Origin of the sequence: Pseudoalteromonas sp. SR44-5, from assembly GCF_014163675.1 — a bacterium.
Classification (GTDB): domain Bacteria; phylum Pseudomonadota; class Gammaproteobacteria; order Enterobacterales; family Alteromonadaceae; genus Pseudoalteromonas; species Pseudoalteromonas rhizosphaerae.
The window spans coordinates 88,812-102,319 of sequence record NZ_JACJDT010000005.1 but is presented as its reverse complement, the minus strand read 5'-3'; the positions used below and the strand labels follow the sequence as shown (position 1 = coordinate 102,319).

Below are 13,508 nucleotides of genomic sequence, written 5' to 3'. Positions count from 1 at the left end.
TATCAGCCCTTGTGGTTGAATAACTGTTGGAAGTTAAGTGTAGTTTGCTTTGCAACAGTTGCAAACTCTAGGCCTTTTAAGGACGCGATAGTTTGGCATATATGTGGTAAATAGCTTGGCTCATTGCGATGCGATTTAGGTTTTGGTGTTAATGAGCGAGGGATCAAAAACGGTGCATCCGTTTCTATTAATAGGCGCTCTAATGGCAGCATAGGCATCAGTTGTTGCAGTGATTTACCGCGACGTTCGTCACAGACCCAACCGGTAATACCAATGTATAAACCGAGCGATAAATACTGTTCTAAGGCGTGCTGATCACCAGTAAAACAATGTAATACTCCACGCACCGAATATTGTTGCAATATTGCCAGCATATCTTCGCTCGCATCGCGCTCATGTAAATATACCGGAAGGTTTAACTCTACTGCCAAAGTGAGTTGTCGGTGCAACACGGAACGTTGAGTCTCGCGGGGAGAAAAGTCGCGATTGTAATCTAATCCACATTCGCCAATCGCAACAACCTCAGGGTGTGCAGCGAGAGTGCGCAGTTGTGTTTCTAGTTTTCCATCGGCTGATTTTGCGTCATGGGGGTGAACACCGGCGGTAGCAAGTAGCTTGTACTGTTGTGCTAAGTTAATCGCTTGCTGACTGGAGTTTATATCGCAGCCAATTAACAGCATTTGGCTAACATTTTGCGCTTTTGCGCGAGCAATGATAGCCGAATGTTGAGCATCAAATTGATGATTGGTAAGATTTACGCCTGCATCAATGAGTGATGTGGTCATTAATTAGTGCGCTTAACGCGGATCGAACGATTCTGGCCTGCTTTTTTTAATAAAAAGGAGTTGAACATACCACGTTCAATAATCACGGTATCATTTTGGTCGATACGCAAGCTATCTGAGCCAATTTGACGCCATTGTTGACCGTTGTCTAAACTAATAATTAATTCACCGTATGGCGCTTCTTTGACGTTGCTAACGACGGCTGATATTTCATTGTCATTATCTCTTGCTACTTCTTTATGTTCTAAACCAAAATCGTCATTTTTAGTCTTAGCTATTTGCTCATTGGCTACTGCTGCAGCTGTTGGTGCGCCAACGTTAGGGGCTGCTGAGTTGGTAGGTGGGGTTAAGGTTTTTGTTGTTGCTGGCTTACTTAATGATTTACCCGCCATAGTGTTGTCATAACAAAGCAGACGATTGAAGTCATTTTCTACAAATGTACATGCTTGTAAAGCTTGTAAGTTAACTTCATTGGCATGAACAGTAGGAATGCTTAATAAGGCAAGTATTGGTAGTAGTTGTTTTTTCATTTATTCCTCAGACTCATTTTGCTGGGGTTTAGCGCTATAAAAGGATGCTAAGATTAAACCCAATTCAAATAACAGTAGCATGGGAAATGCTAATAATGTTTGTGATAGTACATCCGGTGGCGTTAAAAACATAGCTACAACAAAAACACCGACCACAATATAAGGACGTTTTTCTTTTAAACTTTGTGTTGTGGTAGCGCCACTAAAACACAGCAGCATTATCGCTACTGGAATCTCAAAAGCGACCCCAAAAGCAAAAAATAGCTTCAACGCAAAACTTAAGTAGCTACTAATATCTGGTGCCAACGTCATCATTTCTGGGCCAACGCTAGTAAAAAAGCCAAGAATTATGGGTAGTACTACAAAGTAACAAAATGCGATACCGCTATAAAAAAGTATAATGCTAGATGCTAAAACAGGCATTAGCATGCGTTTTTCATGTTGGTATAACCCTGGCGCAATAAAGCCCCATATTTGGTGTAATATTAATGGAAACGCTGCAAATAAAGCGACAAATAAGGTTAACTTAAACGGCGCAAAAAATGGTGCTGTTACATCAGTAGCGATCATGGTTGCTGTACTTGGTAAGTGCGCAACTAATGGGGCCGCTACAAAACCGTAAATATCGTTCGCAAAGTAAACCAGCGCAATAAAAAATACCAATATAGCTAATAAGGCTTTCATAAGCCTATTTCGCAATTCAATTAAATGACTTACAAAGCCTGATTTAACTTGTTCAGTCATAATTTAACTCGTTACCGATATATAGACCATAGCCAACAAAAATAATTTCATTTTTGTTCATCAATATTCACTTTATCTGTTTGCTCAGAAGATCTTTTTTTATAACTGTGGGTGACTGAGTCCGCTGCCTTTTGTAATTCGCTGACCGAGTCTTTTATTGCTGGACTTAAGTCTTGCATGCCTTGTTGTTCAGCTTTTTTTAAATTTTGGTGTAACTCATGCACTCTTAATTCTTCGTTGACTTCAGCCTTAACAGAATTAGCCAACGATTTTATAGTTTTTACCCAACGGCTAACAGTACGAATAGCAACCGGCAAACGCTCAGGGCCAAGTACCACTAAGCCGACGATTAACACCACAACAAGTTCCCACATACCCATGCTAATTAAGCCTTATGGTCTTCTTTATTTTTATCAACAGACTCTTTGTTTTGTATTGGGTTATTTGCTTGTTCAATTGGTTCTGCTGGTTTATTTTGCTCATCTTCAGAGACTGCTTTTTTAAACCCTTTTACAGCGTTACCTAAATCACCGCCAATGCCACGCAATTTTTTTGTGCCAAAAAGTAACACTATGATTGCTAAAACAATTAACAATTGCCAAATACTAATGCCGCCAAAACCCATGATGTTCTCCACTTATTTAAATACTGTGAATTAAAATTATTGTACTGATTATACTCACCGAGCACTAAATAGCACTTAGTTTATGTTGCGCTGCGCCAAGCAAGTATAAAGCCGCTTAAAGAGCATATCCCAGCAATACCTGCAGCGACAAGGTCATGCTGCAAATAACATAACCCAGAGACTATCATTGCTGAACCAGCAAAAAGACCAAGTAATAATGGCTTGTATGATGGCTGTGGCAGTGGTGCAGGGCTGTTGCGCTGTTGTTTTAGGTTGTGATAAATCAAATCAGGTAACTCAGGCATTTTTTCTGCCCAAAATGGCAAGTTTGCGTATACCTGTTTCAATACCGACCAAGGACCAACCTGTTGCTTTACCCAGTCTTCTAAAAAGGGTTTAGCTGTTTTCCATAAATCTAATTGTGGATATAGCTGACGCCCAAGGCCTTCAACATACAACAAGGTTTTTTGTAGTAGAACTAATTGGGGTTGAACTTGCATATTAAAGCGACGAGCGGTATTAAATAGATTAACTAAGACGTGGCCAAATGAAATCTCTGCTAATGGCTTATTAAAAATCGGCTCGCAGACAGTGCGAATGGCAAACTCAAATTCTTCCACGCTGGTGTCTTTAGGTACCCAGCCAGAATCGACATGTAATTGTGCGACTTGACGATAATCGCGATTAAAAAAGGCAATAAAGTTTTCGGCTAAGTAACGTTTGTCTTCTTTGTTTAGCGTGCCCACGATGCCACAATCAATACCGATAAATTTAGGGTTTTCAGGGCTCTCATAGGATACAAATACGTTACCAGGGTGCATATCAGCATGAAAAAAACTATCACGGAACACTTGGGTGAAAAACACCTCCACACCGCGTTCGGCCAGTAGTTTCATATTGGTGTTTTGCGCAACTAATGCCTCAGTATCAGACACTGGAATACCGTAGATTCGCTCCATGACTAGTACATTTACGCGACTATAGTCACTGTAAACATAGGGAATATAAAGCGAATCAGAACCCTCAAAATTACGCTTTAATTGAATGGCGTTTGCGCCTTCACGCATCAGATCAAGTTCATCAAGTAAGGTTTTTTTATACTCTTTGACTACTTCAACTGGGCGTAACCTTTTCGCTTCATTGATTAACTTGGCCACTACTTTGGAAAATTGTTCCATTAATGCTAAATCAGCGTCAATTTGTTCTCTGATATCAGGGCGAATAACTTTAATAACCACCTTTTGTGGTTGATTATGTTCATCCACTAAAGTAGCAGTATGTACTTGGGCAATGGATGCTGAAGCTAAAGGGGTTTGCTCAAAATCGCTAAAGTATTCACTGATATCATCGATTTCAAGTGCATTTTCAATTAGTTGTTGTGCTAACACACCATCAAATGGCTGTACTTGATCTTGTAGTAAGGCCAGCTCTAAAGCGATGTCTAGTGGTAATAAATCGCGCCGAGTAGATAGCATCTGGCCAAACTTTATCCACACCGGCCCCAATTGCTGTAATGCTAAACGCAGTCTTAACCCTGCTGGTTTTTCTGGGTGTTTATTGGTTAGCCAAAATAGACATGCACGGCCAACTTTGCCATACCAAGGTATTTTTTGTGATGGGATCAGTTCATCCAAACCATAGCTAAGGAGGGTTTTTGTGATGTTATAAAGCCGAGCAGCTGACACAGATAATCCTTACTGATTCATTTTGCTTGAAGTAGTTGGTTGATACGTAACTCAAGTTGCGCAACATGTGCTTTGAGTTGACGCGTGTGTTGCTTAAATTGCTCAAGCTCTAAAGGATGAATAGTCACTTTGAGCTCGTCTTGGCATAAAGTAGTGAGCGTTGTAGAGAGTTTCTTGTTGGCTTTTTGACCTTGCTGTTGAGTTTGTTTAACTAACTGCCATAGTTGCTGTGCCGCTGCGTCACCAAGATAATCAGATAAGTGTTCAGGCCAATCGATATTAAGCGCAGCGAAAGCATTACTAAACCCTTGTGCAATATTTAGATCACCTTGCAAATCGAGTTTATCTTGGCGGATTAACTGAGTCAGCATCGCAGGGTTTTTAAGTGCCATTAACGTATTAATATCGGCGCTTATCATGCAGTCATATTGCGTTTCGGTAGTGTTGTATAAATGCAGTTGCTGGCCAGTAAACACCACTAAAAACTGCTGTTGCCAATCGCGTATATCAATTAATAAGCGTTGTTGGGCAATTGATGACAGCCTATCGCCAAGAGTGGGGTCGAGCTTAAGTGCCGTATTTAAAATACCTTCGACTAGTGCGACTATGAAATTATTTAACATACAATACCTTAGCAATAAACGTTACTAGCTGGTGTGACGCTTAATATTTGAAGCCACGATGTAATGCTACAATACCACCGGTGAGGTTTTGATAGGTGGTTTGCTCAAATCCAGCCTCGTTCATCATTGCTTTTAGTGTTTCTTGATCTGGGTGCATACGAATTGATTCAGCTAAGTATTTGTATGATTCACCGTCGTTAGCAACTAACTCTCCCATTTTAGGTAGTAAGTTAAATGAGTAAAAATCATAGGCTTTACTTAACACTTGATGCTCTGGTTTGGAGAACTCCAATACCAGTAGACGACCACCAGGCTTTAAGATTCGGTACATCGAGCGAAGTGCTTTATTTTGATCTGTAACATTACGTAAACCAAAGGCAATGGTAATTAAATCAAAACTATTATCAGGAAAAGGCAGTGCTTCAGCATTCATTTGTACGTAGTCAATATTGCCGACTAGACCTAGGTTATGTAGCTTTTCGCGGCCCACTTTAAGCATTGATGAGTTAATATCACCTAATACTACTTGCCCAGTATCACCAACCAGTTGACTAAACTTTGCCGTTAAGTCGCCGGTACCACCTGCTAAATCCAGCACATGATGGCCTTTACGCACACCTGAGCTGGCAATGGTTTGACGTTTCCATAAACGATGAATACCAAACGACATGAGATCATTCATTACGTCATATTTAGTAGCAACTGAATGAAATACATCGGCAACCATAGAAGCTTTTTCGGTTTCGGCAACGGTTTTATAACCAAAATGCGTGGTCTTTTCAGGATTCTCGTTCATGATTAATCTCTATCGTGGTAATAAAGACTAGTGTACTTGATTGTTACGCCATGGTGCAATTTGAATATGGGGGAAATTGCTTGTGGATCAAGGTTTATTATTTATTCGTTGTGGCTCACTGTCCGGCAATAAAGCTGCTTTGGCCAAGCGATCTTGCTTTATGTGCTGCATTAGAGGCTTTACGGGCAAGATTATTAAAATCTTTTTCGTCTAAGTGCTTGGCAATCCCTAATGACAGGTTGATTGCTGGTAGCTTAATACCGTTTTTAGAACTGACGAATCGCAGTTTCTCGACTCCATTACGGACTTTTTCAGCAATTACATTCGCAGTTTCAGGGTCGATATCGGCCAGTAATACAGTAAAAGCATCTTTGCCAGTACGCCCTGGCAGGCCACTTTCAAATACATACTTTTGAATTTGTTTAGCTACTTTACTTAAAATTACTTCACCAATGATATCGCCGTAGTTATCAATAAAGTGATCTAAGTTATCGATTTGGATGGCAATTGCACACACAGATTTTTTTTGGTTTAACCATAATTGTGTTTGCTGGTTTAAATAATGACGTTTAAAAAGGCCTGTTTGCTGGTCGGTGATGTGTTGTTTACGTAATTGTACGAGTTGTTGTTGGGTTTTCTCTTGTAATCGCTTTGCTTTGATCAGCTCTATTTTAAATTGTTTATGTTGAGTGAGCAGGTGGGCAGTTTGCTTATTTAATGTCTCAAGTGCGAGTTTGCTTTGGCTAACATTATTTTCATCTAATAAATGCACGCATTCGCTGACCTGACTTGCAAAGCGAATGATATCTTTTTCGGTTGAGTGCGCGCTACGTGATAATGAATTAATAACATCATCAACATTGCGTACCATTTTGGTTTCAGCTTGATGAGCTTGATCCATATAATCGAAATACAGTTGCTCTATATAAACACAGTCAATTTCTTGGCCTTGGGCAATTGCACGATCGATAGTGGTATTTAAATCAGAATTAACTTGGCTGATATAGGTATAGACAACGTGATAATTGAGAGGGGTCGGTGGTAATATATGGTGTTCTAAAAAGATACATACCTTGGTCATTTTTTCTTGAGCAATAGCCATGGAATCATGGAACATCATTGTATACACCAATTAAATACACGTAACAGCGAAATTAAATAACCTTCTCCATGAGGTCTTGACGCGATCCTAGCGTATGAGATTGCCTTACATTAATCTGTATCGGGGATATTTAAAAGCAAAAATATGTAATTTGGCAGCGAAATCTCCATTTTTCTCGTTCATTAGCTGGTTTTCTCGACAATCTTACTAGGCAATAAAAATGCTGATTAACTACTAGCCAATAGTCGCGGTTAATTTAACCTTATATTTATCGCCCTTGGTCGCATTTTTTTGGTTATTTGATCTGTCTAGGTTAGGTTAAACATCACGTTTTAAGTAGCAGATCCCTATTATTATGAAAAAATCACCTTCATCGGTTATGCGTCATTCCCTGTTAAGTATCGCCTTGGTATGTACATTAAGTGCGTGCCAAATGACCACGATAGATAGTGACCAACAATTTACGCAAGTGGCGCAATCAATTGTTGATTACCGTAAAAGTATTAGCACGTATAGCAACCCCGAGGGGGTTGATGGCTATTTGTTAACTAATTTATCTGCGGAGTTTCTTGAAAAGAAATACCAACATAACACTGAATTATTAGCGCAGTTAGATGCAATAGATAAAGATAAACTCAGTGATGAAAACCGTATTAATCTCACTATAATTCGTGGCCAAGTACAAAATAGTATCGATGAATATGTATTTAACAGCCACTACATGCCGCTTACTTCTGAATATGGCTTTCACTCGAGTTTATCTTTTATGGTGTCGAGTTCAGATTATAAAAAACTAGCTGATTACCAGCTTTATCTACAGCGTTTGCAGCAAGTTCCTCGGTTTTTTGCGCAAAATATCGGTTGGATGCGTAAAGGGCTGGAAGTTGGCTTAACTCAACCTAAGGCTGTATTAATTGGTTATCAAGATTCTATCAGTGCATATATTGTTGATGACGTTACTGAGTCTGAATTTTATAAACCATTTTTAAATAATACCGCTGGTTTGAGTGATAGTGAGTTTTTTGCTTTACAGCAACAAGCTAAAAAAATCATTAAAGAACAGGTAATTACTGCTTATAAAAATTATTTAACGTTTTTTAATGAAGAGTATCAGCCAGGTGCGCGTACTGAAATTGGTATCTCTGCTACACCAAATGGTGCTGCGTTTTATGCTAATCGTGCCAAGTATTACACCACCACAGATATGACACCAAAAGAAATCCATGAACTGGGGTTAAAAGAAGTGGCACGTATTCGTGCTGAAATGGATAAGATTATTGAGCAAGTTGGTTTTAAAGGCACATTTGCTGAATTTGTGCACTTTTTACGTACTGATCCGCAATTTTACGCTAAAACACCGGAAGAGTTATTAAAAGAAGCATCGTACATAGCTAAAAAAATGGATGCACAATTACCTAAGCTATTTCACACCTTACCACGCATGCCTTATGGTGTTGCACCTGTGCCAGCAAGCATAGCGCCTAAGTACACGACTGGTCGTTACTCTGGTTCGAGTCGTGATGATCAAGCGGGTTATTACTGGGTAAACACTTATGCACTTGATAAGCGCCCTTTATATGTTTTAGAGGCACTTACTTTTCATGAAGCTGTACCTGGGCATCATTTACAGATTTCCCTTAATGCTGAATTAGAAAACCTACCAAGTTATCGTCAAGATGCTTATTTATCAGCATTTGGCGAAGGATGGGGATTATATTCTGAATACTTAGGTATTGAAGCGGGCTTTTATCAAGATCCATATAGTAACTTTGGTCGTTTAACTTATGAAATGTGGCGTGCAGCCCGTTTAGTGGTTGATACTGGCATGCACATGTACGGCTGGAGTCGCGATCGTGCGATGAAATTTATGAGCGAAAATACGGCGTTGTCTTTACACAATGTGAAAACCGAAACTGATCGTTATATTTCATGGCCAGCACAAGCACTATCATACAAAATTGGTGAGCTGACTATTAAACGCTTACGCAAAGAAACAGAGCAAGCATTAGGGCAAGACTTTGATGTACGCGAGTTCCATCATCAAATACTTCGTCATGGCTCTGTGCCAATGTCAGTATTAGAAGATCAAATCCATCGATACATTGAAACTGAGTTAACTAAACAAAAAAGCTAGCTTCTATCGACATGGATCGCTGCATTCAGTGCAGTGATCCATTAAAATCCTTTGCTTGAAATTTAATCTGCTTATATGCTCTCTACTGTAATAAGATTTTTACTAATATATTCGCTACTTAGCTTAAGTTTTTAGTATAAGTATTAGTGAAATGAGAAAACAACCAGCAAGGGGCGCTGCATGAGTAATTTAATAGTTTTTAGCATTGATGTGTTTGCCAGCTTATTTATAGTGGTATTTGGGTGTTTAGTTTTAGTTGTTATTTATTTTTATATCAGTGATGTCACTCAATCTAAACAAGCGATTAGACGTAATTATCCGGTAATAGGTCGGTTTAGATACTTTTTTGAGCGCCAAGGTGAGTTTTTTCGTCAATACTTTTTCGCTATGGATCGCGAAGAAATGCCATTTAATCGCGCCGATCGTAGTTGGGTTTATAAAGCGGCTAAAAATGTTGATCGTACCACCGCCTTTGGCTCAACTCAGAGCCTAGAAGTTACCGGGACCGTGATGTTTATGAACTGCGCGTTTCCTACCTTGGACGAAGAAGCGCTTGAACCTAGTGCAGTTACCTTAGGGCCGCATTGTCCAAATCCTTATATTACTAAATCGCTATTCAATATTTCAGGTATGAGTTTTGGTGCGTTATCAAAACCTGCTGTACGTGCGTTATCGCAAGGTGCCAAACTCGCTGGTTGTTGGATGAACACTGGTGAAGGTGGTTTAAGCCCTTATCACTTAGAAGGAGGTGCCGACATTGTGTTTCAAATTGGCACAGCTAAATATGGTGTGCGCGATGAACAAGGTAAATTAAGTCATGAGAAGCTCAAGCAAATAGCTGCGCATGAACAAGTAAAAATGTTTGAAATTAAAATGAGCCAAGGTGCGAAGCCTGGTAAAGGCGGTATGTTGCCAGGCAAAAAAGTGACTGCTGAAATTGCGGCTATTCGTGGTATCCCAGAAGGTCACGATTCAATTAGCCCAAATGGTCATCCTGAAGTTAAAAACCCTGCAGATTTACTTGATATGATTGCCTCGGTGCGCGAAACGACTGGCAAGCCAACCGGCTTTAAAGCGGTTATTGGCGCTTATGCATGGCTGGAAACCTTGTTTGCTGAGATCAATCATCGTGGTATTGAATCTGCGCCCGACTTTATTACTATCGATAGTGCTGATGGCGGTACCGGTGCTGCACCACAACCGCTGATGGATTCGGTGGGTTTACCACTGAAAGAAAGTTTACCTTTGGTTGTTAATATGCTCGAAAAGCATGGCCTGCGAGAGCGAATTAAAGTTATTGCGTCAGGCAAACTGATTGTGCCGTCTAAGGTTGCATGGGCGCTCGCGCTGGGCGCAGACTTTGTTGTATCGGCACGTGGTCATATGTTTGCTTTGGGTTGTATTCAAGCGCTGCAATGTAATAAAGACACTTGCCCAACAGGGATAACCACACACAACGAGCGGTTGCAACGTGGCTTAGATGTCGCCGATAAAGCGCAGCGCGTAGCAAACTACAATAAGTACATTCATTATGGTGCGGGTTTAATTGCTCACTCATGCGGGGTATTTAGTGCCCGTGAACTTGGCCGCCAGCATGTGCGCGTTGTGCAAGAAAACGGCCTGTCAGAGCCGCTTGATAAAATGTATGAAAATTATCAGTAATTTAAAATACTAGGTAATAGAAGCTAGGTCCCGCCCAAATAGGTTGATAAAAGGCACTAAATAAAGTGCCTTTTGCTATTTTTATAAATTTAATTTAGTTGGCTTATCAATAAAGAGAAAAACTCTTCTTTGTTATTGCAAGTGTGGGCGTTGAGTACTAACTGCTCACCCAGCGCTAAAGTGTGGCGTTGTACGTCTAAACGCGCCTGCGCATCTTCAATGCCATCAATGTCAGCAACGTGTGCTAAGCCGATAGTGCGGCGTATTAGTTCTGTCCCACAGTAACCAATCGCGTCTTGTAATACTTGTTGCATAAAATACTCGCCATAACCAGCGGCTTTTAAATTGTTATCTGTGGTTTGCTCTGCAATAAATGTCAGCCACTGTTGTTCAAACAAAGAATAACTCTCTTGCAGGCAAGTCAGTAAATGGGTGTGATAGTTACGGCGTGTAACAAATTCACTAATACGAGCATTTTGCGCGCAGTAGTTTAATAATAAATTGCCGATAAATGAGCCGATATCAAAGCCAACTGGGCCAAAAAAGCCAAATTCAGGGTCGATCATCTTAGTGGTGTTTTGATCGACAAAAATACTGCCGCTATGCATATCACCATGTAATAGCGTCTGCGGGCATGATAAAAATTTAGCTTTTAGTTTTGCGATCGCTAAATGTAATGCGGTGTTATTTTGTAATTTATAGACTGTACTTTGCAACTCGCTTGGGTAGTTATTACGCTCATGTTCACGCAAGATATCGTTGAAAAACAAATCTTCAGTAATTTGGCACAATTCTGGATTAGTAAACTGACTGACTTTGGCTTTTTTATCTTGCGCGGTTAGGTAAAAGTCTGAGTTATAAAAACCGGTATGGCTTAAGTAGTGAGCCACATGTTGACCTAATAGCGGAAATTGCTCTGCGTTTATTTGTGCGCTACGCAAAATTTGTAAGTGACCAAGATCTTCTAAAATGGTCAGTGCTTGCTCTGGATTATGATGCAATACTTTTGCTGTGTAGTCAGGGCTTAATGCGCCGTGATTGAGTAAAACCTCAGCTTCAATGCGTGCTCGGTCAAGCGTTAATGGCCATGACTCACCCACACAGCGCGCATAAGGCAAGGCTTGCTTTAAAATAACGCTATTACTTTGCTCGTCGCTTATTCTAAAAACGAGATTTAAATTGCCATCTCCAAACTCATACGCCGATAACGTTTGGTCAGGATCAAACAAATCATATCCATCTTTAGTTACAAGATTTTTAATATAATCAATCGCATGCTGTGCATTAAAGGCAACGTATTCGGCCATCGGCGTACTCTCAGAAAATGATAAACGATAGCATTCTATACCTTCAACCGTTTAGATGTCTACACTTCTGGGTTGTGCGTTTTAAAAACTACTGTAAAATAACCTCAGCCTAACGATTATTCAGGATCAATCATGCAAGACCTCATAGCGAGCAGTTTAAAATATCAAAACAATACACTAAGCGTGTTAGACCAATACCTACTGCCGCATCAGCAGGTATGGCACGAATGTGATGATGTAGCCAGTATGAGGGATTTAATTCTAAGCTTAAAAATACGCGGCGCACCGCTAATTGGTTTAGGAGCAAGTTTGCTAGTTGCCCATTTGGCAGAGCAAGGCACCGCTAAAGTAGCATTAGCGCAGGCGATTGATGATTTAGAAGCCACTCGGCCAACCGCGGTTAATTTAATGCATTGTATGGCAAAGTTACGTATTGCGTTACAACAAGATGATTATGTAACGGCAATTGTAAGCGCAGCTGTTATCCTGTTTAATGAAGATATCGCCTTGTGTGAAAGCATGGCAAATCATGGTGCTGCATTGGTTAGCAGCGGCGATAATATTCTCACACATTGTAATACAGGCGCCTTAGCAACCGCAGGTATTGGTACTGCTCTTGGTGTTATTTATAAAGCGCAGCAACGTCATGGCGATATTCATGTATGGGTGGATGAAACGCGGCCATTATTGCAAGGCGGGCGTTTAACCGCATTTGAACTTGAGCGCTGGCAAGTACCTTACACCTTAATTTGCGATAATATGGCAGCGAGTTTAATGGCTGCTGGCAAGGTTGATAAAATTTTTGTCGGTGCAGATCGTATTGCTGAAAATGGTGACTTTGCTAATAAAGTGGGCACTTATAACTTAGCAGTACTGGCGCATTTTCATAACATCCCATTTTATGTCGTAGCGCCGCTAACAACCCTCGATGTAAACACTGCATGCGGTGCAGACATTGAAATAGAACAACGTAACAGCGCAGAGGTGCGCGGTGTAAGCGGAAGCTTTGGAGAAGCACTATGGGCACCTACAAATGCTAATGTATATAATCCCGCATTTGATGTAACCCCCGCTAAGCTTATTACCGGCTGGGTACTCGATACTGGCGTTTATGACCAACAACAAGTTTTAGTTGGTGAATTAAAAAGGCTGGTTTAACAGCCTTTTGCCACATACACCCATGCATTAATGCCGCTGCTAAATGACTCTTCAATACGGATGTAGTCATTAACTTCGTAGCTATCCGCGTTAGCAAGTTCCTCTAAGGTGATAGTAAAAATAGTGCCAGTTACTGTATCTGTTGGCAGGCCTGTTTTAATTAATGCTGGATGAAAACGCTGGCCGCTGCTTTTGTGCACGGCGGCGTCGGTGATCTCAACTTCGCCTAATACGTAACCTTGTAGTGTATCGGCTTGGCCTTCGAGCAAGCGGCTAAAGGTATCAAGCTGTACTTGCTCTAATTGCAGTGTGCCGTATGAAAATAACTTTTCCATTTAAACTCCATTATTAACAGAT

The 13,508-nt window shown here is 40.5% G+C and carries 14 protein-coding genes; 3 read left to right on the top strand and 11 right to left on the bottom strand.

All coding sequences use genetic code 11. The annotated features are described in order from the left end of the window. Window positions 1-2: 2 nt before the first annotated feature. The 9 genes from H5154_RS04385 to H5154_RS04345 all read right to left on the bottom strand — a co-directional run bounded on the left by H5154_RS04385 (window position 3) and on the right by H5154_RS04345 (window position 6,890). Window positions 3-785 (bottom strand): TatD family hydrolase, encoded by a 783-nt coding sequence (locus tag H5154_RS04385; protein ID WP_182717499.1) that lies wholly within the window; start codon window positions 783-785, stop codon window positions 3-5. After that, a complete protein-coding gene (locus H5154_RS04380) occupies window positions 785-1,315 on the bottom strand; it encodes a hypothetical protein (RefSeq protein ID WP_182717498.1) in 531 nt (176 codons plus the stop codon). The genes H5154_RS04385 and H5154_RS04380 overlap by 1 nt, the downstream gene beginning before the upstream one ends. Then, a complete protein-coding gene (gene tatC / locus H5154_RS04375; protein ID WP_149982219.1) occupies window positions 1,316-2,059 on the bottom strand; it encodes a twin-arginine translocase subunit TatC in 744 nt (247 codons plus the stop codon). It lies immediately after the preceding gene. A 47-nt stretch (window positions 2,060-2,106) separates the two neighbouring features. Next, window positions 2,107-2,439: a Sec-independent protein translocase protein TatB gene (gene tatB, locus H5154_RS04370; RefSeq protein WP_149982218.1), complete on the bottom strand. Its 333-nt coding sequence runs from the start codon at window positions 2,437-2,439 to the stop codon at window positions 2,107-2,109. 5 nt (window positions 2,440-2,444) lie between these two features. Continuing rightward, the gene (gene tatA / locus H5154_RS04365; RefSeq protein ID WP_149982217.1) at window positions 2,445-2,684 is read right to left on the bottom strand and encodes a Sec-independent protein translocase subunit TatA; all 240 of its coding nucleotides are present in this window, start codon (window positions 2,682-2,684) and stop codon (window positions 2,445-2,447) included. A gap of 80 nt (window positions 2,685-2,764) precedes the next feature. Further along, entirely contained in the window at window positions 2,765-4,369 is a 1,605-nt protein-coding gene (gene ubiB / locus H5154_RS04360; protein ID WP_182717497.1) for a ubiquinone biosynthesis regulatory protein kinase UbiB, read from the bottom strand. Between the two features lie 17 nt (window positions 4,370-4,386). After that, the gene (locus H5154_RS04355; protein WP_149982215.1) at window positions 4,387-4,992 is read right to left on the bottom strand and encodes an SCP2 domain-containing protein; all 606 of its coding nucleotides are present in this window, start codon (window positions 4,990-4,992) and stop codon (window positions 4,387-4,389) included. Window positions 4,993-5,032: 40 nt separating this feature from the next. Beyond that, the gene (ubiE, locus tag H5154_RS04350) at window positions 5,033-5,788 is read right to left on the bottom strand and encodes a bifunctional demethylmenaquinone methyltransferase/2-methoxy-6-polyprenyl-1,4-benzoquinol methylase UbiE (protein ID WP_145240051.1); all 756 of its coding nucleotides are present in this window, start codon (window positions 5,786-5,788) and stop codon (window positions 5,033-5,035) included. Between the two features lie 115 nt (window positions 5,789-5,903). Continuing rightward, complete coding sequence (locus H5154_RS04345; protein WP_149982319.1) at window positions 5,904-6,890, bottom strand: diguanylate cyclase domain-containing protein; 987 nt, start codon at window positions 6,888-6,890, stop codon at window positions 5,904-5,906. Between the two features lie 355 nt (window positions 6,891-7,245). Between H5154_RS04345 and H5154_RS04340 the strand changes: the two genes are divergently transcribed. Continuing rightward, window positions 7,246-9,024: a DUF885 family protein gene (locus H5154_RS04340; protein WP_182717496.1), complete on the top strand. Its 1,779-nt coding sequence runs from the start codon at window positions 7,246-7,248 to the stop codon at window positions 9,022-9,024. Window positions 9,025-9,204: 180 nt separating this feature from the next. Next, window positions 9,205-10,686, top strand: coding sequence for an FMN-binding glutamate synthase family protein (locus H5154_RS04335; RefSeq protein WP_182717495.1), 1,482 nt, complete (start codon window positions 9,205-9,207; stop codon window positions 10,684-10,686). Window positions 10,687-10,775: 89 nt separating this feature from the next. On the opposite strand, the gene mtnK is transcribed toward H5154_RS04335, so the two are convergent. Beyond that, complete coding sequence (gene mtnK, locus H5154_RS04330; protein WP_182717494.1) at window positions 10,776-11,993, bottom strand: S-methyl-5-thioribose kinase; 1,218 nt, start codon at window positions 11,991-11,993, stop codon at window positions 10,776-10,778. A gap of 132 nt (window positions 11,994-12,125) precedes the next feature. On the opposite strand from mtnK, the gene mtnA reads away from it, so the two are divergent. Continuing rightward, window positions 12,126-13,151 carry an S-methyl-5-thioribose-1-phosphate isomerase gene (mtnA, locus tag H5154_RS04325; RefSeq protein ID WP_182717493.1) on the top strand — a complete coding sequence of 342 codons (1,026 nt, stop codon included), beginning with the start codon at window positions 12,126-12,128 and terminating at the stop codon, window positions 13,149-13,151. On the opposite strand, the gene H5154_RS04320 is transcribed toward mtnA, so the two are convergent. Beyond that, window positions 13,148-13,486 (bottom strand): gamma-glutamylcyclotransferase family protein, encoded by a 339-nt coding sequence (locus H5154_RS04320; RefSeq protein WP_182717492.1) that lies wholly within the window; start codon window positions 13,484-13,486, stop codon window positions 13,148-13,150. The genes mtnA and H5154_RS04320 overlap by 4 nt on opposite strands. Between the last annotated feature and the right edge of the window lie 22 nt (window positions 13,487-13,508).

Excerpts from the sequence above, each read along its gene's own strand:
- H5154_RS04385 (WP_182717499.1), bottom strand. The coding sequence starts at position 785 with ATGACCACATCACTCATTGATGCAGGCGTAAATCTTACCAATCATCAA.
- H5154_RS04380 (WP_182717498.1), bottom strand. The coding sequence starts at position 1,315 with ATGAAAAAACAACTACTACCAATACTTGCCTTATTAAGCATTCCTACT.
- tatC (WP_149982219.1), bottom strand. The coding sequence starts at position 2,059 with ATGACTGAACAAGTTAAATCAGGCTTTGTAAGTCATTTAATTGAATTG.
- tatB (WP_149982218.1), bottom strand. The coding sequence starts at position 2,439 with ATGGGTATGTGGGAACTTGTTGTGGTGTTAATCGTCGGCTTAGTGGTA.
- tatA (WP_149982217.1), bottom strand. The coding sequence starts at position 2,684 with ATGGGTTTTGGCGGCATTAGTATTTGGCAATTGTTAATTGTTTTAGCA.
- H5154_RS04355 (WP_149982215.1), bottom strand. The coding sequence starts at position 4,992 with ATGTTAAATAATTTCATAGTCGCACTAGTCGAAGGTATTTTAAATACG.
- ubiE (WP_145240051.1), bottom strand. The coding sequence starts at position 5,788 with ATGAACGAGAATCCTGAAAAGACCACGCATTTTGGTTATAAAACCGTT.
- H5154_RS04345 (WP_149982319.1), bottom strand. The coding sequence starts at position 6,890 with ATGGCTATTGCTCAAGAAAAAATGACCAAGGTATGTATCTTTTTAGAA.
- H5154_RS04340 (WP_182717496.1), top strand. The coding sequence starts at position 7,246 with ATGAAAAAATCACCTTCATCGGTTATGCGTCATTCCCTGTTAAGTATC.
- H5154_RS04335 (WP_182717495.1), top strand. The coding sequence starts at position 9,205 with ATGAGTAATTTAATAGTTTTTAGCATTGATGTGTTTGCCAGCTTATTT.
- mtnK (WP_182717494.1), bottom strand. The coding sequence starts at position 11,993 with ATGGCCGAATACGTTGCCTTTAATGCACAGCATGCGATTGATTATATT.
- mtnA (WP_182717493.1), top strand. The coding sequence starts at position 12,126 with ATGCAAGACCTCATAGCGAGCAGTTTAAAATATCAAAACAATACACTA.
- H5154_RS04320 (WP_182717492.1), bottom strand. The coding sequence starts at position 13,486 with ATGGAAAAGTTATTTTCATACGGCACACTGCAATTAGAGCAAGTACAG.